We start from the raw sequence: 19,963 nt of genomic DNA on the forward strand, positions 1-19,963 counted from the left end.
CTACTCGGCGACACCCGGCGCGTTCACGACGACGTCCTCGTCGAATTCGGCCTGGACGCGGTCGACGACGCGCTGCGGGTCGGCGTAGTACTCGTTGATGACGGCCGTGAACTGCCGGTAGTCCGTGACGTCCTGCTCGGTGAGGTACCGGAGGACGCGCTTGCGGTTCCGGAGTTCGCGCAGCAGTTCGCCCCGCGACCAGCCGCGCTCGTCCCGAATCTCGTCGAGCACCACCGAGTCGCGCTGCTCGAAATCGTCGTCAGTGGGGTTCCACTCGAACGCCGTCGAGTAGTCGAGGTCGCCGGTGCGCTGGTCGATGCCCTCGATTTCCGCGATAACGCGGTTCCGGCGCACGCGCTCGCCGCCGACGTGCGTGAGCGTCTGCACGCAGAGGATGTCGAGGCTCTGAATCATCGCCCGCGGGACGTTGATGGGCTCGTTCTCCAGGCGGTTGATGACCGTCTGCACGCTGTCGGCGTGCATCGTCGAGTACGTCGTGTGGCCGGTGTTCATCGCCTGGAACAGCGTGATCGCCTCGTCGCCGCGCACCTCGCCGACGATGATGTACTCGGGGCGGTGGCGCAGCGCCGAGCGCAGCAGGTCGTACATCGTGACGTCCTCGCCCTCGCCGATGGACTCTCTGGTGACCGAGGAGAGCCAGTTCTCGTGAAACAGCGTCAGTTCGCGGGTGTCCTCGATGGTGAGCACCTTCGAGCGCGGCGGCACGAACATCGAGATGGCGTTCATCGACGTCGTCTTCCCGGAGGCGGTGCCGCCCGCGAACAGCAGGCTCTTGTTGGACTCGATGGCGAGCCAGAGGTACGCCATCTGGTCGAGGTCGAACGTGTTGTAGTCGACGAGCGTCGCGGGCGTGAACGGGTCCTCGCTGTACTTCCGAATCGTGAACGCCGACCCGCGCGGCGTGACTTCCTCGCCGAGCGCGAGCTCCGCGCGGGAGCCGTCCGGGAGCGTGGTCTCCGTCACGGGGTCGCCGATGGAGATGTGGCGGCCGGACTGCTGGGCGAGGCGCACGACGAACCCGTCGAGTTCCTCCTGCTCGTAGGAGACGTTCGTCTCCACGTCCGTGTACTGGTCGTGGTAGACGAACAGCGGGACGCCGTAGCCGTCGCAGGAGATGTCCTCGATGTGGGGGTCGCGCATCAGCGGGTCGAGCTTCTCGAACCCCTCGAAGGCGCGGTGAAGGTAGTAGAACAGCCGGTAGAACGCGTTCGGACCGACGTCGATTCCGTACTCCTCGACGAGCCGCTTCATCTGCCGCTTCAGGACGGCTTCGGGGTCGTCGGGCTCGTACTCGGCGTCGTAGATGAGCGCGTCCCGGATGTCGTCGTACAGCGTCTCCAACAGCTCCTGCTCGAAGTCGTCGAGCGCTGGTTCGACGACGTGGTAGCGGTACTCGTCGTTCTCGGCGTCGTGGCCGACGTAGACGAACGCGTACGGCGCGTGCACCCAGTAGCGGTCGACCTCCTCGTAGCCGTCGAGGCCGTCGAAGTCGACCAGCGGCCCGTGGGCGGCGGGGTCGTACTCGACGAGTTCGACCGTGGACCCGCGGACGACGTCGACGACGCGCTCGGCGCGCTGTCGGACGGCTTCGAGTTGCCGGTCGATGTCCGCGAGGAAGTCGTTGGGCATCGATTACTACCTCCACGTTCGCCCGCGTCACCTTAAAGGCTGGCTGCCGGACCGCCGCCGGGCTACACGACGCCGTTCGCGAGGCGCTCGCCCTCGGCGATGCGGCGGACGTTCTCGCGGACGAGCGCCGCCATTCTCCGGGGGTAGTCGCGGGTCGCCGCGGCCGCGTGCGGCGTCACGACCACTTCGTCCATCTCCCACAGCGGCGAGTCCTCGGGCAGCGGCTCCGTCTCGAAGACGTCGAGCGCCGCGCCCGCGAGGTCGTCGGCTTCCAGCGCGTCCACGAGCGCGTCCTGGTCGACGACCGGGCCGCGCGCGACGTTCACGAGCACCGCATCGTCGCGCATCGCGTCGAGTTCGGCTTCGCCAATCATGCCCGCCGTATCGTCGGTGAGCGGCACCGCGAGCGCGACGAACTTCGCGTCCGCGATGGCCTCGTGGAGGTCCGGGCTCGGGTAGACGGTGTCGACGTGGTCGACGGGCGTCGGCGTGCGCTTGACGCCGACGACGTCCATCCCGAGCGCGTCCGCCCGCGCCGCGATGCCCTGGCCGAGCGTGCCGAGGCCGACGACACAGAGCGAGGAGCCGGCGAGCGTGAACGGTTCGTCCCACGCTGGCCACTCCCAGTGCTTCTCAGCCTGCTGGTCGCGGTACGCGTGGAGCCGGCGCGCGAACGAGAGCATGTAGCCGGCGACGGTCTCGCCGACGCTGTCGCCGTGCGTGCCCGTGCTGTTCGTGAGCCGGATGCCCGCGGCTTCCAGGTCGTCGAACGGGAACCGGTCGACGCCCGACTGCACGGAGTGAATCCACTCCAAGTCGGCGTCGAGGAAGGCGTCGTCGTACGCGAACGTCACGAGCGCGTCGACGTCGTCGAGGTCGTCGGACGTGACCACGGTCACTTCGGGGTCGACGTCGGCGAGTTCGTCGACCAGCACTGTCGGCGGGAACAGAGTCTCCACGGACGCGTGAATCCCGATGCGCGTTACCATGTCGGGGGGTTGCTCACCCGGCCTCTACAGTTTGTCGATGCCCGTGGTAATTCACCGCGTCGCGATGTACGAGATGGTGAAGAGGACCACTGCCGCCGTCGCCACGTTCACGAGCGTGAACGCCATCGCGCCGATGAACTCCAGCCCGCCCACGACGACGAGCGCGAACAGCGCCGACAGCACCGCGTTGATTCCCTGCGCGACCCACGGGCTCCCCTCGGAGCGCTCCGCCGCCTCGCTGAACCCCACCTCGTCTCGCTCGCCGCGGTCGTCTTCGCTCATACGTCGAATCGCGGGGGTGGCGCACTTAGCTCTTGGCCGGCGGAACCCGGGAACTAAGGCAGTCGAATGCTATGATTAGACATGGGCATCGTCAACAAGGTTTCGGCCGCGCTGTCGGGGAGCGCGGGGTCGGGGGCGGACGACGTGGAAGTCGACGCCTCGCGGGGTGCGTACTGGTGTGACGACTGCAGCGTCCGCGTGCGGGACGTAACTATCGAGGACGAGGGACTGGACCGCGACGAGGCAGGCACGCCGCTGTGTCCGGACTGTGGCGACCCGATGCGATTCGAGCGCACGTACGCCGACGGCTGCGCCTGCTGACTACTGGGTCGCGGGCTCGGGCTCCCGCAGCACGACCTCCGCCTCGTTCTCCGTGCCGAACGGACCGTCCGGGAGCGGCGCCACATTCTCCCACTCTTCGTCCGTGACGAGCGCGTCGTCGAGCCGCTCCCGGAGCGCTGCCTCCTCGACGTCCGTCCCGATGACGACGAACTCCGTCCGGCGGTCGCCGTGCTCGTCGTCCCACTCCAGGCTCGGGCGGTTCGACCGGTAGAGGTCCTGTTCGACCTCGGGCAGCGACGCAATCCACGGGCCGCGCGCGGTCACGCGCACCGACGGCCCGGCCTGTCCGACGGTCTGCCGGAGGTCGTTGCCCGCGACCCACAGCGTCCCCTTCGAGCGCACGACGCCGTCTGGGAGTGTTCGTAGGACTTCAGCGACTCGCTCGGGGTGGAACGGCCGCCGTGCCCGGTACGTGAACGACGACACGCCGTACACCTCGTCGGGGTGGCGGTGGCCGTGGTGTTCGTCCTCGTCGTGGCCGTGGCCCTCGTGGTCGTCCGAGTCGAGCGCGCGCTTCCAGCCGGGGAGGTCGCCGACCTCGCTCTCGTCGAAGCGCTCGACGTCCAGCAGCCACGACGGGGCGACTTCCGAGAACGACGTGCGCACCGTGTCTGCGTCCGGCTGGAGCGCCGCCACCAGCGCCTCGGCTTCGTCGAGTTCGGCGTCCGTGCAGAGGTCGACCTTGTTGAGCACGACCGCGTTCGACACCTCGATTTGCTCCACGAGGAGGTCCGACAGCGGCCGGCCGTCCTCGTCGGTGCCGACACGCTCGGGCGTGCCGTCGCCGCCGAACGTGTCCACGAGCAGCCGACTGTCCACGACCGTCACGAGGCCGTTCACGCGATATTTCGCGGCGACCCGCGACTCGGTGGTGAACAGCCGCGCCACGGGCGCGGGCTCGGAGATGCCCGAGGATTCCACGACGAGGTGGTCGAAGTCGCGGTCGCCCGCGAGCCGCACCACCGCGGTTTCGAGGTCGTCCTGGAGTTCACAGCAGATGCAGCCGTTCGACAGCTCCGCGACGCCCTCGGCGACGTCTAATTCCGAGCCCTCCGCCACGAGGTCGGCGTCAATATTCACGTCGCCCATGTCGTTGACGAGCACGGCGACGTCGCGGTCGCCCGAATTGGCGAGCAAGTGATTCAGTAGTGTCGTCTTCCCGGCCCCGAGACTCCCCGACAGTATCGTCACCGGACTCCGTTCGCCCATGCGTGTGAGTACGTGCCAGTCGCCTTGAACCTCGTGCTTCTCGGGGCCGCTCGCCGGGCAGTGTTCAGATAAGCAGACGAAAGTAGCGGAGACGACGTTGCCTTTTGAAAGCCCTCGGCAGTCTCGACTCCCGCGGCTCGCTGCGCGCGTTCGCTCCCGCTGGTCGCTCACGTGCTTACTTCGCCGGGGTTCGTCGAGACCACCTCGCCCTTTCAATCCGCCGGAAATCTCCGATTTCCGAGGCCTCGGGAGAGCGTTGCTCTCCCGGCGACCACCAGGGAATCGGCTGATTCGACGGCTGAAGCTGCAGTCAGACCAATCCTTATCTGAACACCACCGCTCGCCGGCGGACGACCGCGACAGCTTTTACCGCGCGAGGCCGTACCACCGATACGATGAACGTCGCCGAGCGGATCGCGGCCTACCGGGAAGTCGTCGAGGAGTGGCTGCGCGGCCTCTACCACGGCATGATTTCCCACCCGGCGTACGAGAAAATCGAGAAGGAAGCCGAGGACATCGAGGACGCGTTCCTGCTGGCCTGTTTCCCGGACGCCTTCGGCATTCCCTCGCCGGTCTCGTACTACACTGCCGAGATTCTACCGTACATCGAGGACGAGTTCGAGGCGTGGGAGCGACGCCTCTGGGACCGCCAGACGATGCTCGAACGCAAGGGCCAACAGTACCACTTCTGATGACCGCGACACCACCACGCCGACCGCTCGCACAGCGACCGACCGACAGCCCGACCCCGGAGGGGACACGGTGAAGCCGTTCGTCTTCTTCGGCGGGAAGGGCGGCGTCGGCAAGACGACCGTCTCGTGTGCGTACGCGCAGAAGTGCGCGGACGCGGGCGTCGAAACCCTCGTCGTCTCCACGGACCCCGCCCACTCCGTCTCGGACGTCTTCGACCAGCAGTTCGGTGACGCCCCCGAATCGGTCGAGGGCATCGATGGGCTCTCCGCGCTCGAAATCGACCCCGACGAGGAGGTCACCGCGCACCTCGACGACATCCGCAACCGGCTCTCCGACCAGGTGTCGGCGTCGATGGTCAACGAAATCAACAAACAACTGGAGATGGCCCACCAGACGCCGGGTGCGTACGAGTCCGCGCTGTTCGACCGCTTCGTCGAGGTGATGCGGAACAGCGACCCCTACGACCGCGTCGTCTTCGACACCGCGCCCACCGGGTCGACGCTGCGGCTGCTCGGCCTCCCCGAGTTCCTCGAATCGTGGGTCGAGCGCCTGATGCACAAGCGCCGGCAGAGCATCGACCTCTTCGAGAAGGCCGCGGTCGGCAACAACGAGCCGCGGCGCGTGATGGACGGCGATCCCGTGCTGGCGCGCCTCCAGGAGCGCAAGGAGTTCTTCGAGTTCGCGGGCGGCGCGCTCCGCGAGGACGCCGCGTTCTTCCTCGTGTTGAACCCCGACCAGCTCTCCGTGAACGAGACCGAGCGCGCCATCGCGGACATGGACGACGAGGGGCTCGCGGTCCGGGGCCTCGTCGCGAACAAGCTCACGCCGTCGCCGGACGACGACGAGAACGGCCGCGGCGCCCGCTACCTCCAGGACCGCGTCGAGACCGAGCGCGAGCGCCTCGCCCACGTCCGGGAGTCGCTCTCCCCGCCGCTGCTCGCGGAGATTCAGTCCCGCACCCGCGAAGTGAAGGGCGACCTCCTCACTGAGGTCGCCGACGAACTCGACGTCGAGGTCGCCGTCGAGGAACCCGCGTTCGTCTGACCGGCCGGTCTCACAGTGGTGACAGCCCGGTGCCCTCGGCTTTAGCCGTGGGAGGAAGCGCGTCCGCTCGGTGACCCAACCACCGGCTACGGCAGGACTGGCCCCCTCGTCCTTCAGAATCCTTTTGAATCACTATATCTGCGTATGATGTATGGAGAAGCGCCGCACTGTCCCCGTCAAACTTGACGTGGGCAGTGATGCTGGCGCGCTTCTCCGCGACACTATTGCTGAGTTCCTGTCGGCCGCTAACTACGTCACCGACCACGCTTTCAACGGCGAGTTCGTCACCACCAGCAAGACCACACTCCACGACGACACCTACGACGACGTCCGCGAGGACACGGCATTACACGCAACCACGTCCAAGCCGCCCGAAACAAGGCCGCCGACGCCGCTAAAAGCATCCTCGCAAAGTGGAAACAGGGGAAAACAGCGTCGAAACCACGGTTCACGAGCCCACATCTCGTCTACGACCACCGCACCGCCACCTTCCACGACGAATACGTCTCTCTTGCCACCATCGACGGTCGAATTCAAGCCGACTACGTCCTGCCAGACGAAGGCCGGAATACTCCCCATTCAGAGTACTTCTTTGCCAACGAGTACGAAACAACCGGGGCGGAACTGCACTACCAGAACGACACCTGGATGCTCCACATCCACTGCAAACGCGAAATAGAGACGGATACGGCCGAGACAGTCACCGAGAACGGAACGGTTCTTGGGGTTGATCTCGGCGTGAACAACCTCGCCGTCACCAGCACGGGTACGTTCTGGACGGGTGATGAGTTCGACCACTGGCGGCGCGAATACGAAAACCGGCGTGGCGACCTCCAGCAGTGCGGCACACGGTGGGCACACGAGAACATCCAATCAGTCGGTCAGAAAGAGGAAGGGCGGTTCAAGCAGGCACTGCATCGGATCAGCAACGAACTGGTTGCTGAAGCTCGCCAGAACGGGTGTTCGGTCATCGCATTCGAGGACTTGACTGACATTCGCGAGCGGACTGGGGCGTCGTGGGGGCACAAATGGGCGTTCAAGCGCCTCCACGAGTACGTCCAGTATAAAGCCGCAGAAGACGGCATCACCGTCAAGCAGGTAGAGCCAGCAAATACGAGTCGGCGGTGCTCACACTGTGGGTTCACGCACCCAGACAACCGGAATAGTGAGGCCTTTGAGTGCTTGAAGTGTGGGTACGAGAATCACGCTGACTACAACGCTGCGAAAAATATTGGATTGCGGTATCTCCGCCGGACCCAAACTGGCTCTGGTGGAGGCGCACCTGTAGGCGTGCGCTTGAACAGCGGGATGATGAACGAGAACGGAGGGTATGAACCTCCTGCCGAGGAGTCGGCCAGATCGGGAGTCCATGCTGAAAGCCCACCGATTTAGCGGTGGGTTAGCTTACTAAGAGGCGAACGTTTAAGTGGACGTTCGGTAATCAGTGTCACGAAGGTACGTTACAAATGACACAGGTAATATGGATTGTGGCAGCGGTCTTGGTCACGTTCTCGGTGGGGTACGTGGGGTACTCGAAGTACCTCTCCCGATTCGTCGACCTCGACAACTCACGTGACACGCCCGCCCACAAGTACGAAGACGGCCAGGAGTACGTTCCGGCGAAGAAACCAGTACTGCTCGGACACCACTTCTCCAGCATCGCGGGCGGCGCGCCCATCGTCGGCCCGATTACGGCCGGCGCTATCTGGGGATGGGTGCCCGCACTCGCGTGGGTCGCCGTCGGCAACCCGCTGATGGGGGCCGTCCACGACTTCATCTCGCTGTCCGGCTCGATGCGACACGAGGGGAAGTCCATCGGCTACATCATCGGCGAGTACGTCGGCGAACGCGGGAAGAACATGCTGCTGTGGTTCGCGTTCATCACCATCATCCTCGTCGTCGCGGTGTTCGCGCTCGTCGTGGGTATCGTGCTGAACGCGTACCCGTCGGCAGCGACCGCGAGCTTCGTGTACATCGCGCTCGCGGTGCTGTTCGGCGTCTACCTCTACCAGCTCGACGGCCCGTTCATCCCGGGGACCATCGTGTTCGTCGCCGGCGTGTTCGCGGGCGTCTGGCTCGGTATCCAGTACCCGTTCGCGTTCTTCGAGCTGGCAGGTGACGCAGCACACCCCGCGAGCACGTTCATCCTCTTCGAGGGAACGGGCTCGTGGGTGCCCGGTGCCGGCGCGCTCGGCGGCAACACCGCCGCCTGGGTGCCGGTGATTCTGCTGTACGCCGCGCTCGCCAGCGCGCTCCCGGTCTGGGTGCTGCTCCAGCCGCGCGACTACCTCTCGTCGTTCCTGCTGTACGCGGGTGTCGGCGGCGCGCTCGTCGCTATCGTCGTCGGCACGTTCCTCGGCACGTCCAGCCAGCCGCTGGTCATCTCCGAGAGCATCGAGCCGTTCACCGGCTTCCTCGGAGTCGAGAGCGTCTCGCCGTATCCGTTGTTCCCGCTGCTGTTCGTCACCATCGCGTGCGGGACCATCAGTGGCTTCCACTCGCTGGTCTCCTCCGGGACGACCGCCAAGCAGCTGAACAAGGAGAGCGACGCGCGCCTCATCGGCTACGGCGGCATGCTCGGTGAAGGCCTGCTCGCCGCAGTCGCGCTGTCCACGCTCGCCATCGCCGGCATCGCCTCGGACGCGGCCGCCGGCGGCATCGGCGGCGCGCTCCCGAACTTCGCTGCAGGTGGCGGCGTCATCCTCACGAGCCTCGGCATCCCCGCCAGCTACGGTGGGCCGTTCATGGCGCTCGTGCTCGTGAGCTTCCTGCTCACGTCCACCGACACGGCCGCGCGCCTCGGCCGCTACATGATGGAGGAAATCGTCGGGACGCAGGGCAGCGGCACGGACACCGGCTTCTCGGGCGGTATCGGTTCGTTCGCCCGCGGTCGGTACACGAACCCCGTCGTGCAGTGCGGTATCGCGTACGTGCTGGTCATCTCCGGCGAGTGGGCGACCCTCTGGGGCCTGTTCGGCGGCGCCAACCAGCTGCTCGCCGCGCTCGCGCTGCTCACCGGGACGGTGTGGCTCGCCAACTGGGACGAGTCCAAGCAGCTCGTCAGCACGGGCGTGCCGATGGCCATCATGGTCGTCATCACCGTCCTCGGGCTCTCGTGGCTGGCGTTCTACGAGAACCTCTACGTGAACCTGATTCAGGGCGGCGCGACCGGCCTCGGCGGTCAGGTTTCGGCGGCGGTTCAGATGGTGCTCGCGGTCGTGCTCATCTACCTCGCGCTGTCGCTGGTGCGCATCGGCTACGACAACATCTCCAGCGTGCGCGGTGGCCGCGAGCCCGCAGCGGAACCGAGCGACGACTAACCGACCGCTCCACGGTCCTTCTTTCCTGTCTCTCCCTCGAACCCCGCAGCGGCGGGTCCGGCGGTCGCTGCCGCCGCCTACGTCCAGAAGCGCTTCGCGAACTGCGAGAAGAAGCCTTCGCGCTCGCGCTCGACGTCGCCCCAGAGCGCGAACGCGTCCGCGACGTCCGCCTGCTCGCTTGCGACCGCGTCCTCGTCGTCGGGCGCGACCACAACAAGATTCACCTCGTAGTGGCCGTAGTAGCCGTACTTCAGGAGCGTGCGGTCCCGGAACCCCTCGACGAACGATGCGACGTCGTCGGGGAGTTTGTCGGCGACGAGCACGAACGTGAACTTCGTCTCGTAGTGCTCCTCGTCGGCGTCCACCCAGTCGTCGGCGAGGTCGTGGCCGAACGCGACCAGCGCTTCGAGATCCGCGACAGTCGGCCGGCCGGTCCGGCGCGCGAACACGTGCTCCTCGGTCTCGTGGTCGGCGTAGCTCAGCGCGGGGTGGAAGAACTGCTTCTGGTTGAGCACGCGCAACTCCCCGTACAGGTCGAAGCGCTCGCCGCGGACGGCGTCGTCGCGTTCGAGGTCGTAGCTGTACATCAGCCGGTCGCTGACGCGGTCGAAGTACTCGTCGTCCCACGTCGGCACGTTCTCCCGAATCTCGGCGGGGAGGTCGGCGGGCTCCGGGCTGTCGGCTTCAGTCATCCTCGCTGGGGTCGTACGCGACCGCGTCGTCGGGGGCCGGCGGCGCCCCCACCGCCAGCAGTTCGACGCGCTCCTCGGCGTCCTCGGGGTTGTGCGCGCGCTGCGGACTCTCCGGGCCGACCGTGAACAGGTGGCCCTCCGGCACCTCGTAGGTCTGTTCGGGGGTCTCCACGTACAGCGTGCCCGAGAGCACGAAGAACGCCTCCTCTTGGGTCTCGTGGTAGTGGTACGCCAGCGGCACCTGCTCGCCGGGGTCGGCGCGGAACAGGTTCATCGCCATCTCGTCGAGGTCGCCCGCGTCGGTCAGCGAGCGGTACTCGCACGGCCGTCCCTCCGGTACTTCGACGTCGTCGGGGTCGACGATTCGGTAACCCATGCCTGAAGATACCACACGCGGGTTAAAAGCTCGTCGCGTCCGCGCTCTGCGATAGTGTTCAGATTTGTATACAAACCTGATGGAGAAGACGTAGCCTTCTGAAAGCCCTCGGGCGTCTGCGCTGTCGGAAGACGTTCCGGCTCACTGCGTTCGCGGGCTGCGACTTCCGTTGTCACGCTTGCGGTGCTCGCGTAACTCCCGCGACTCGCTGTGCTCCTCAGTCGCTTTGCTCCCTGCGGTGCTTGCATCGTCCTCAGAACGCTACGCGTTCTGATGGGTGGTTCGAGAGGACGAAGTCCTCTCGTCATCCCGAGAGACGCCGTCGGCGTCTCTCGGTCGACTGCGGAAGACGCGACGCGTCTTCCGAACGTCGGGGTTCCCGCAGACGCCCTCGCCCTTTCAATCCGCCAGGGAAATCGGTTGATTCACTGGCTAGTTTCAGTAGTGTTCGGGCCTCCGCGGGCGGCAGAACTATGGCCGTTCGTGTGTGAGTAGTACGCATGGAAGAGAAGCAGCCGACCGAGGCGTGTGGCCGCTGCTCGATGACGACCGTCGTCGACGCGGTCGACGCTAACAGCGACGACCCGCCCCGCGACCCGTTCGTGGACGCGCGCATCGAAGTCGAGGAGTCCGCCGTGCGGCGCGTGTCGCCGGTCGCGTGGCTGCAGAACGCGACTGCACGGCTGAACGCCGCCGTCCAGCGGCTCACGTACGGCCAGTGACTGCACGCTGTCGGGGGCGTTACGTTCATTTCCCCGTCCGTCCTACTCACCCGTAGGGAATGCGCCGGGATTACTTCGAACTGGACGTCGCGAACGTCGACTGGGTCGACGAGGAGGGTGACCCCGAGAAGCCGAACGTCACCATCGAGTTCACGGGCGCAGCCGCGGAACTCGAAGACCGACTCACGGACCGGGACGGCGAACGCCTCGACGCCGAGGAGACGGACGCCACGTTCCGGTTGACCGACGACGTCGACGACCCGGACGCCGGGGGCGTCGTCGCCGTCACGAACCGCATCACCGGGGAGTTCGTCCTCGAACTCAACCAGGACGCCGACGACGTCCTGCAGTTCGTACGGGCGGCACGCCGGTACGGCGAGGCGACTGGCGACGACGGCCAGTACCGCGTCGAGATTCTCGTCGACGGCGAGCAACTGGTCGTCTACGAGAAGTCGACGTTCCTCGTCTACAGCGAGGACGGCGACCTGCTGCGCAGCCACAGTCTCATCCCGAGCGGCATCGAACTCTGATTCTCTCGGCCGGGAACAGCCGAACCTAAGTGAGCGCGGGCGCTCCCCCCGCGTATGAACCTCTTCGGCACGGCAGGGATTCGAGGGAACGCGGTCGCCGACGTGACCCCGGAGTTGGCGGTCGCGGTCGGGGCCGCGGCCGGCGCGGACGCTCGCGGCGACGACGAGGCGTTCGTGGTCGCCAGGGACGGCCGCGAGACGGGGCCGGCGCTAGCGGCGGCGATGAGCGCGGGCCTGCAGGCAGGCGGGATGCGCGTGCTGGACGCGGGCGTGCTGCCGACGCCGGCGCTGGCGTACGCCTCGCAGGGCCGCCGCGGCGTCCAGTTGACCGCGAGCCACAACCCGCCGGAGGACAACGGCATCAAACTGTTCGTGGACGGCTCCGAGTACGACCGCGAGCGCGAGCTCGCCATCGAGGACCGCGTGGAGAGCGACCCCGAGTACGCGTCGTGGGCGGAGTGGGGCGAGCCCGAGTCCATCGACGTGCTCCCGGACTACCGCGAGGCGGTCGCCGACTACGCCAGCGAGCACGGCGCGCCCCTCGACGGGCTGACGGTCGCCGTAGACTGCGGGAATGGCGTCGCGGGGCTGGCGACGCCGCAGGTGCTGCGGGAACTCGGCGCGCACGTCGTCACGCTGAACGCGAACGTCGACGGCCATTTCCCCGGTCGCCCGAGCAAACCGACGCCGGAGACCATCGGCGACCTGATGGAGTTCGTGGCGGACGGCGACGCTTCGTTTGGCATCGCGCACGACGGCGACGCCGACCGCATCGTCGTCGTGGACGGCGATGGCGAGGTCGTCCACGAGGACACCGTACTCGCGATTCTCGCGGAGCACTACACGCGCGCCAGCGACGCCGCCGACCCGGTCGTCGTCACGACGCCGAACGCCTCCGCGCGCATCGACGAGCGCGTCGGCGAAGCGGGCGGGCGCGTCGAACGCGTTCGCCTCGGCGCGCTCCACGAGGGCATCGCGTCGGCCCGCGCGGACGGCGGCGACGTCGTCTTCGCCGCGGAGCCGTGGAAGCACGTCCACACCGCGTTCGGCGGCTGGATAGACGGCGTCGCGTCGGCGGCCGTGCTCAGCCGGCTGGTCGCGGACGCGGCCGGCCTCGCGGCGCTGCGCGAGCCCGTGACCGAGCGCCCGTACCGGAAAGTCAGCGTCGAGTGCCCGGACGACGCCAAGGCGGCGGTGATGGCCCAACTTGCCGAGGACCTGCCCGCCGAGTTCCCGGACGCCGACGTCGACACGGAGTACGGCGTGCGCCTGGCGTTCCCGGACGCGTCGTGGACGCTCGTGCGGCCGAGCGGGACCGAGCCCTACGTTCGCGTGTACGCCGAGAGCGACGACGTGGACGACCTCGTGGAGTCGGTCGTTGCTGTCGTCGAGGACGCGGTCGCTGCGGCCTGACAACGCGCCCACGTTTTGCCGCTATCCCCCACAAACGACGGTTTTATCACCGCACGAATGCCTCCTTTGAGGCAAGTATGTCCAACTTCGACAGGCGGGAGTTCATCAAGGCCACAGCCGGCATCGGCACGGTCGGGCTCGCGGGGATGGCGGGCTGTACGGGCGGTCCTTCCGGCGGCGACGAGACGGAGACGACTACCGAGGAGTCCACGGGTACGACCGAGGACTCCGAGGGGACTACCACCGCGGAGTCGGACGTCACCAACGTCGGGATGGTGTACGCAACCGGCGGGCTCGGCGACGGGTCGTTCAACGACCAGGCTCAGTCCGGCATCGAGCAGGCCGCCGAGGACTTCAACGTCGACTTCAACGAGTCCCAGCCGGATTCGGTCTCCCAATTCAGCGACTACCAGCAGCAGTACGCCGGTTCGACGGACCCCAACTACGACCTCGTCTCCTGTATCGGGTTCCTCCAGGCTGACTCCCTCTCGGAGACGGCCGCGAACTACCCCGACCAGGACTTCCAGATCGTCGACGAGACCGTGGACGCCGACAACGTCGGCAGCTACGTGTTCCGCGAGCACGAGGGCTCGTACCTCGTCGGCGTGCTCGCCGGCCACCTGACCACGATGAGCTTCAGCGCGGGCGCGGGCTCGACGCAGTCGGACTCCACGAACGTCGGCTTCGTCGGCGGCCGCGAGAGCGACCTCATCCAGAAGTTCGAAGCCGGATTCGAGGCCGGTGTGAAGGCGACCAACGACGACATCGACGTCCAGACGTCGTACGTCGGGAGCTTCAACGACACCACCGCCGGCCAAGAGGCCGCACTCTCGATGTACAACTCCGGCAGTGACATCATCTTCCACGCCGCCGGAAACACGGGAACGGGCGTCCTCCAGGCCGCACAGGACGAGGGCCGCTTCGCCATCGGCGTCGACCGCGACCAGTCGGTCACGAAGGACAGCTACGCCGACGTCATCCTCGCGAGCATGGTCAAGCGCGTCGACACTGCGGTGTACAACGCCGTCGAAGCGACGATCAACGGCAACTTCGAAACCGGCACGACGACGACGCTCGGCCTCCAGGACGACGGCGTCGCCTGTGTCTACGGCCAGCAGCTCGAATCCGAGATTCCCGGCGACGTCAAGACGGCGGTCAGCGACGCCCGCCAGAGCATCATCGACGGCGAGACCTCCGTCCCCCAGGACCCCTCCAACGTCAACTGACGGGACCGACGTCGCTCACAATCACATTCTGCACGCAATGACGCAAACGGATACGGCCGTCCGACTCGAAGACATCACGAAACGATTCCCGGGCGTCGTCGCGAACGACAACGTCGACTTGCCCGTCGAGCGCGGCTCCGTGCACGCGCTGCTCGGCGAGAACGGCGCTGGGAAGACAACCCTGATGAACGTCCTCTACGGTCTCTACCAGCCGGACTCGGGCCGTATCGTCGTCGACGGCGAGGCACGCGACTTCGACTCCCCGCGGGACGCCATCGACGCCGGCATCGGGATGATTCACCAGCACTTCATGCTCGTGGACACGATGACGGTGGCGGAGAACATCGCGCTCGGCAACGAGCCCCGGAAGTGGGGCGGGCTCGCGGTCGACCGCGAGGCGGCGCGCCGCGACGTCGTCGAGCTCAGCGAGCGCTACGGGTTCGACGTCGACCCCGACAAGACCATCGCCGACGTCAGCGTCGGCGTCCAGCAGCGCGTCGAGATTCTGAAGGCGCTGTACCGCGGCGCGGACGTGCTCATCCTCGACGAGCCGACCGCCGTGCTCACGCCCCAGGAGGTCGAGGACCTCTTCGACGTCCTCGACGAGCTCACCGACCAGGGGAAGACGGTCATCTTCATCACGCACAAGCTCGGCGAGGCGATGCACGCCGCCGACGATGTCACCGTCCTCCGGGACGGGAAGAACGTCGGCACCGTCGACGCCGACGAGACCACCCGCGAGGAACTCGCAGAGCTGATGGTCGGCCGCGAGGTCGTCCTCGACGTCGAATCGACGCCGCCGTCCGTCGGCGAGACCGTCCTCGACGTGGACGCGCTCTCCGTGCTCGACGACCGCGAGGTGCCCGCCGTCACGGACGTCTCGTTCGTCGTCCGCGAGGGCGAAGTGTTCGGCATCGCCGGCGTGGATGGCAACGGGCAGGCCGAACTCGTGGAAGCAGTCACGGGCCTGCGCGACCCCGAAGCCGGGGCTGTCGAGTTCGACGGCCGCGACGTTACTGATGCCCCCCGCCGCGACCGCATCGACAGCGGCATGGCGTACATCCCCGAGGACCGTCAGGAGCGCGGGCTCGTGATGGACTTCGACCTCGTGGAGAACGGCATCCTCGGCAGCCAGCACGGCGCGCCGTTCGCGTCCGGCGGCACCATCGACTGGGACGCCTCCCGGACGCACGCCGAGGACATCGTCGAGGAGTACGACGTGCGGCCGCCGAACGCTGACACGGAAGCCGTCGCGCTCTCCGGCGGTAACCAGCAGAAATTCATCGTCGGCCGCGAGTTCGAGCGGGACCCGCGCCTCGTCGTCGCCACGCACCCGACGCGCGGCGTCGACATCGGCTCACAGGAGTTCATCCACGACCGCCTGCTCGAACTCCGCGACGAGGGCCGGGGCGTCCTGCTGGTCTCCTCGAAGCTCGACGAAGTGCAGGGGCTCTCGGACCGCCTCGCCGTCATGCACGACGGCGACGTGATGGCGGTCGTCGACCCCGACGACATCGACGAGGAAGAACTCGGCCTGCTGATGGCCGGCGAGTACCCCGAGGGGTACGAGCCACGCAGCGAGCGCGACGCTGAGGGGGTGGCGCAGTGAGTTTCTCCGAGCGCGCCCACAACCTGCTCGGGCGGCTCGTCCGCGCCTCCGCGTTCGAGCGCTTCCTCATCAGCACGTCCGCACTCCTGCTGTCGGTGTTCATCGGCGCGCTCATCATCCTCGGTGCCGGCCGGATGACCGACTGCGCCAGCGCCGCCTACACCATCGCTGTCCCCGGGAAGTTCGTCACGACCACGCTCCCGGGACTCGTACCCGGCGTCGTCAAGAGCGTCCTCCCCGGTGGCCTGTGGCCGTCGCAGGCCGTCTTCGCGATGGGGTTCTGTTACGACCCGTTCGCGGTGTACGACCTGCTGTTCCTCGGCGCGCTCGGGGACGTCCTCAGCAACCCGCTGAACAGCCAGTTCGCCACCACCATCGCCGAGACCACGATTCTGATGTTCACGGGCGTCGCCGTCGCGGTGGCGTTCCGCGCGGACATCTTCAACATCGGTGTGCAGGGCCAGCTCGTCGTCGGCGCGCTCACCACGGGCGTCGTGCTCACGTACGTCGCGCCGCCGTTGGCCGGCCTCGGCGTGCTCGCGACTATCGTGTTGCTCCCGCTGGGCCTCCTGCTCGGCGGCGTCGCGGGCGGCGCGTACGCGGCGGTCCCGGGTGCGCTGAAAGCGTACGCGGACGCCAACGAGGTCATCACCACTATCATGCTGAACTTCGTCGCGACGTCTATCGCGCTGTTCCTCGTCTCCCGCGAGAAGTACTTCAAGGACCCCGAGAGCTTCGCCAACCAGACGGTGAACCTCCCGGACGTCGCGCTGTTCCCGTCGTGGCTGTTCCGCGCCCGGGACGACGTCTCCCTGCTCGCGTTCGCGTTCGCGGTCGCCGTGCTCGTCGGCATCTGGTACCTGCTCCAGCACACGCCGTTCGGCTACGACCTCCGCACCAGCGGCCTCCAGCCGGACGCCGCCGAGTACGGGGGCGTCGACGCCGACCGCACCATCGTCTCCAGCATGACGCTGTCGGGCGCGCTCGCCGGCATCGGCGGCGCCGTCTACGTGCTGATGGTGCTGGGGAACTTCCAGACCGGCGTCCCGGACTACGGCTTCGACGGCATCACCGTCTCCATCCTCGCCGGAAACAACCCGCTCGGCGTCGGCCTCGCGGCGTTCCTCTTCGGCGTGCTCAAGAGCGGGTCCATCGTCGTGCAGGTCGGCTCGGACGTTCCGCCGACGCTGGTCGGCGTGCTCCGCGGACTCATCATCCTGTTCGTCGCGATGCCGGAGTTCTTCCGGATGATGGGCCAGAAATTCGGCTCGTTCGGCCAGCCCGGCGAGCCGGTTGCTACCGACGGCGATACCGGAGGTGGGAGCGATGAGTGACGACCACTGGATCGTCGAGACCGCTCGCAGCGCCGTCCTCGATGCCTACGACCGACTGTTCGTCGGGCGGAGCCCCCTCCAGCAGGCGGTCATCGGTATTGTGCTGCTGGCCGCCGTCGGCCTCGTCGCCGCCGGCGTCCTCGCGCCGCAGTCGGACGCCGGCCGCCTGTTCGCCGTGCTCACGGCCGACTCCACGCTCGCCGCGACGCTGCGGCTCTCGGTCCCCATCGCGTTCGCCGCGCTCGGCGGCATCTTCGCCGAGAAGAGCGGCGTCATCAACATCGGCCTCGAAGGCCTGCTCATCATCGCCGCGTTCGTCGGCATCTGGGCGACCGACGTGACCGGCAGCGTCTGGTACGGGCTGGTCGGCGGCGTCCTCGCGAGCACGCTGCTGGCGGGGCTGTTCGCCATCGTCTGCATCGAGTTCCGGGCCGACCAGATTATCGCCGGCCTCGCGGTCTGGCTCATCGCGCTCGGCCTCGCGCCGTTCCTCTCGTCGGTCATCTACGGCTCGAAGAACTCCACCAGCGTCGACACGTTCCCGACGCTGACGGACATGGGGATTCCGTTCGTCTCCGAGCTCGTCACGTGGGAACTCGGGTTCGTCGTCGACCTGCCGGTCGGCGGCGTCCTCGACCTCCAGTCGTCGCTAGTCGGCCTGCCGTTCTTCGGCGCGCTGTTCGACGCCAGCCCGCCCGTCTACCTGATGCTGCTGGCGGTCGCGCTGTCGTGGTACACGCTCCACCGCACCGCGTTCGGGCGCTGGGTCGAAGCCAGCGGCGAGAACCCGAAGGCGCTGGACACCGCGGGCGTGAACGTCCACCGCGTCCGGTACGCCGCCGTCCTGCTGTCGGGCGTGCTCGCGGGCGTCGGCGGCGCTGCGCTCGCGCTCGGCGTCGGCCAGTTCACGGGCAACGGCCCGACGATGGTCAACGGCAAGGGGTTCATCGCCATCGTGGCGTACCTCTTCGGGAACTACAACCCCGTGGGGGCGCTGGCTTCCACGATGCTGTTCGCGGGCCTCGACGCCACCCAGCTCACGCTGCAAGCCCGCGACGTCTTTCAGGTGCCCACGGAGCTCGTGCGCACCATCCCGTACGTCACCGTCATCGTCGTGCTCGCGCTGTTCGGCCGCACGCGCATCCCGTCGGCGGGCGGCGAGCACTACGAATCCGGCGAGGACGAGTAGGCCGAACGCGGCGGCTTTTTGTCGCGGCTCGCCGAACCCCGTCGTATGGACGACGACGAACTTCTCGCTGCCGCTCGCGACGCCCTGGCGGAAGCCTACGTGCCGTACTCCGAGTACCCGGTCGGCGCGGCAATCGAGACCGCCGACGGCGAGGTGTACGTCGGGACGAACGTCGAGAACGCGAACTTCTCGAACAGCCTCCACGCCGAGGAGGTCGCCGTCGGGTCGGCGGTCCGCGACGGCCACCGCGAGTTTGCGAAGGTCGTCGTCACCTCCGAAGCCCGGGACGCCGTCACGCCGTGTGGGATGTGCCGGCAGACGCTCGCGGAGTTCTGCGACGACGACGTACCCGTGCTCTGTGACACCGGCGACGGCTTCGAGCGCTACACCATCGGCGAACTCATCCCGGACACCATCACGCCAGAGATGCTCGGGCACTGAGCGGCGACCGCTCGACCGCTCCCGCTGCCGGAAACACGAAGACACTTTGCCCGTCGCCGGCGAAACCGGTGGCATGCCCGGCGACAGCGAGGACCCTAACGACGAGGTCCAGTATCACGTCGAACTCTCCCCGGGGGACGTCGCGGACGCGGTGTTGCTCCCCGGCAACCCCGAGCGCCTCGACAAAATCACGCCGCTGTGGGACGATCACGACGAGGTCGCCCACCACCGCGAGTACCGCACCGCCACCGGCAGCTACGACGGCACGCCCATCTCCGTGACTTCCACCGGCATCGGGTCGCCGTCGGCCGCCATCGCCGTCGAAGAACTCGCGCGCATCGGCGTGGACACGTTCATCCGCGTCGGCTCCTGTGGCGCGCTCCAGGCGGAGATGGAGCCCGGCGACCTCGTCATCACGCGCGGCGCGGTCCGCCAGGAGGGGACCAGCGACGAGTACGTCCGCGAGGACTACCCCGCGGTCGCGGACACCGAGGTCGTCTCCGCGCTCGTCGCCGCCGCCGAACGCCTCGGTCACGACTACCACGTCGGCCTCACGATGAGTTCGGACTCCTTCTACGCGGGCCAGGGCCGGCCCGGCTTCGAGGGGTTCGAGGCCGCCGGCAGCGACGACCTCATCCAAGAACTCAAGGACGCCAACGTCGCAAACGTCGAGATGGAGGCGTCGGCCATCCTCACGCTCGCGAACGTCTACGGCCTCCGCGCGGGCGCCGTCTGCTCGGTGTTCGCCAACCGCGAGACCGGCGAATTCCTCACCGAGGGCGAGTCCAACGCCGCCGAGACGGCGAGCCTCGCGGTCCACCTACTCGCGAAGATGGACCAGAAGAAAGCAGAAGCCGGCGTCGACCAGTGGCACGCCGGCATGAGCCTGGAGTAATCCTGCG

19 protein-coding genes and 1 pseudogene are annotated in these 19,963 nt (G+C 67.4%); 14 read left to right on the forward strand and 6 right to left on the reverse strand.

What is annotated here, in order from left to right; translation table 11 throughout:
- From LT974_RS04875 to LT974_RS04885, 3 genes are all read right to left on the reverse strand, one after another.
- Entirely contained in the window at nt 1-1,650 is a 1,650-nt protein-coding gene (locus tag LT974_RS04875; protein WP_232589560.1) for a type II/IV secretion system ATPase subunit, read from the reverse strand.
- Between the two features lie 62 nt (nt 1,651-1,712).
- Nucleotides 1,713-2,639, reverse strand: a complete 927-nt coding sequence (ddh, locus tag LT974_RS04880; protein ID WP_232589561.1) for a D-2-hydroxyacid dehydrogenase — start codon at nt 2,637-2,639, stop codon at nt 1,713-1,715.
- 51 nt (nt 2,640-2,690) lie between these two features.
- The gene (locus LT974_RS04885; RefSeq protein ID WP_232589562.1) at nt 2,691-2,921 is read right to left on the reverse strand and encodes a hypothetical protein; all 231 of its coding nucleotides are present in this window, start codon (nt 2,919-2,921) and stop codon (nt 2,691-2,693) included.
- Between the two features lie 81 nt (nt 2,922-3,002).
- On the opposite strand from LT974_RS04885, the gene LT974_RS04890 reads away from it, so the two are divergent.
- Complete coding sequence (locus LT974_RS04890; RefSeq protein WP_232589563.1) at nt 3,003-3,242, forward strand: hypothetical protein; 240 nt, start codon at nt 3,003-3,005, stop codon at nt 3,240-3,242.
- Here LT974_RS04890 and LT974_RS04895 read toward each other — a convergent pair whose 3' ends face one another.
- A complete protein-coding gene (locus LT974_RS04895) occupies nt 3,243-4,472 on the reverse strand; it encodes a CobW family GTP-binding protein (RefSeq protein ID WP_232589564.1) in 1,230 nt (409 codons plus the stop codon).
- Between the two features lie 395 nt (nt 4,473-4,867).
- Between LT974_RS04895 and LT974_RS04900 the strand changes: the two genes are divergently transcribed.
- The 4 genes and pseudogenes from LT974_RS04900 to LT974_RS04915 all read left to right on the forward strand — a co-directional run bounded on the left by LT974_RS04900 (nt 4,868) and on the right by LT974_RS04915 (nt 9,529).
- On the forward strand, nt 4,868-5,164 hold the full coding sequence (locus LT974_RS04900) for a hypothetical protein (protein ID WP_230891496.1): 297 nt from the start codon (nt 4,868-4,870) through the stop codon (nt 5,162-5,164).
- Between the two features lie 70 nt (nt 5,165-5,234).
- Nucleotides 5,235-6,209 (forward strand): ArsA family ATPase, encoded by a 975-nt coding sequence (locus LT974_RS04905; RefSeq protein WP_232589565.1) that lies wholly within the window; start codon nt 5,235-5,237, stop codon nt 6,207-6,209.
- A gap of 151 nt (nt 6,210-6,360) precedes the next feature.
- A pseudogene (locus LT974_RS04910) lies at nt 6,361-7,601 on the forward strand (RNA-guided endonuclease InsQ/TnpB family protein).
- Between the two features lie 74 nt (nt 7,602-7,675).
- Nucleotides 7,676-9,529, forward strand: coding sequence for a carbon starvation CstA family protein (locus tag LT974_RS04915; protein ID WP_232589566.1), 1,854 nt, complete (start codon nt 7,676-7,678; stop codon nt 9,527-9,529).
- Between the two features lie 77 nt (nt 9,530-9,606).
- Here LT974_RS04915 and LT974_RS04920 read toward each other — a convergent pair whose 3' ends face one another.
- Both LT974_RS04920 and LT974_RS04925 read right to left on the reverse strand, forming a co-directional pair.
- Nucleotides 9,607-10,221, reverse strand: coding sequence for a hypothetical protein (locus tag LT974_RS04920; RefSeq protein WP_232589567.1), 615 nt, complete (start codon nt 10,219-10,221; stop codon nt 9,607-9,609).
- On the reverse strand, nt 10,214-10,597 hold the full coding sequence (locus LT974_RS04925) for a cupin domain-containing protein (protein ID WP_232589569.1): 384 nt from the start codon (nt 10,595-10,597) through the stop codon (nt 10,214-10,216). The genes LT974_RS04920 and LT974_RS04925 overlap by 8 nt, the downstream gene beginning before the upstream one ends.
- Nucleotides 10,598-11,097: 500 nt before the next feature.
- Here LT974_RS04925 and LT974_RS04930 point away from each other — a divergent pair, with 500 nt between their 5' ends.
- The 9 genes from LT974_RS04930 to LT974_RS04970 all read left to right on the forward strand — a co-directional run bounded on the left by LT974_RS04930 (nt 11,098) and on the right by LT974_RS04970 (nt 19,956).
- Nucleotides 11,098-11,319, forward strand: a complete 222-nt coding sequence (locus LT974_RS04930; protein ID WP_232589570.1) for a hypothetical protein — start codon at nt 11,098-11,100, stop codon at nt 11,317-11,319.
- A 59-nt stretch (nt 11,320-11,378) separates the two neighbouring features.
- On the forward strand, nt 11,379-11,849 hold the full coding sequence (locus tag LT974_RS04935) for a DUF5793 family protein (RefSeq protein ID WP_232589571.1): 471 nt from the start codon (nt 11,379-11,381) through the stop codon (nt 11,847-11,849).
- Nucleotides 11,850-11,903: 54 nt separating this feature from the next.
- The gene (locus tag LT974_RS04940; protein ID WP_232589572.1) at nt 11,904-13,262 is read left to right on the forward strand and encodes a phosphohexomutase domain-containing protein; all 1,359 of its coding nucleotides are present in this window, start codon (nt 11,904-11,906) and stop codon (nt 13,260-13,262) included.
- 77 nt (nt 13,263-13,339) lie between these two features.
- Nucleotides 13,340-14,488, forward strand: a complete 1,149-nt coding sequence (locus tag LT974_RS04945) for a BMP family lipoprotein (protein WP_232589573.1) — start codon at nt 13,340-13,342, stop codon at nt 14,486-14,488.
- Between the two features lie 37 nt (nt 14,489-14,525).
- On the forward strand, nt 14,526-16,097 hold the full coding sequence (locus tag LT974_RS04950; RefSeq protein ID WP_232589574.1) for an ABC transporter ATP-binding protein: 1,572 nt from the start codon (nt 14,526-14,528) through the stop codon (nt 16,095-16,097).
- Entirely contained in the window at nt 16,094-17,431 is a 1,338-nt protein-coding gene (locus LT974_RS04955; protein WP_232589576.1) for an ABC transporter permease, read from the forward strand. The genes LT974_RS04950 and LT974_RS04955 overlap by 4 nt, the downstream gene beginning before the upstream one ends.
- Nucleotides 17,424-18,620, forward strand: coding sequence for an ABC transporter permease (locus LT974_RS04960; RefSeq protein WP_232589578.1), 1,197 nt, complete (start codon nt 17,424-17,426; stop codon nt 18,618-18,620). Before LT974_RS04955 ends, LT974_RS04960 begins: the two co-directional genes overlap by 8 nt.
- A gap of 45 nt (nt 18,621-18,665) precedes the next feature.
- Nucleotides 18,666-19,061: a cytidine deaminase gene (gene cdd / locus LT974_RS04965; protein ID WP_232589579.1), complete on the forward strand. Its 396-nt coding sequence runs from the start codon at nt 18,666-18,668 to the stop codon at nt 19,059-19,061.
- Nucleotides 19,062-19,134: 73 nt separating this feature from the next.
- Nucleotides 19,135-19,956 carry a nucleoside phosphorylase gene (locus tag LT974_RS04970; RefSeq protein WP_232589580.1) on the forward strand — a complete coding sequence of 274 codons (822 nt, stop codon included), beginning with the start codon at nt 19,135-19,137 and terminating at the stop codon, nt 19,954-19,956.
- The last annotated feature ends 7 nt before the right edge of the window (nt 19,957-19,963 follow it).

It is taken from the genome of Halobacterium noricense (assembly GCF_021233435.1).
GTDB lineage: Archaea > Halobacteriota > Halobacteria > Halobacteriales > Halobacteriaceae > Halobacterium > Halobacterium noricense.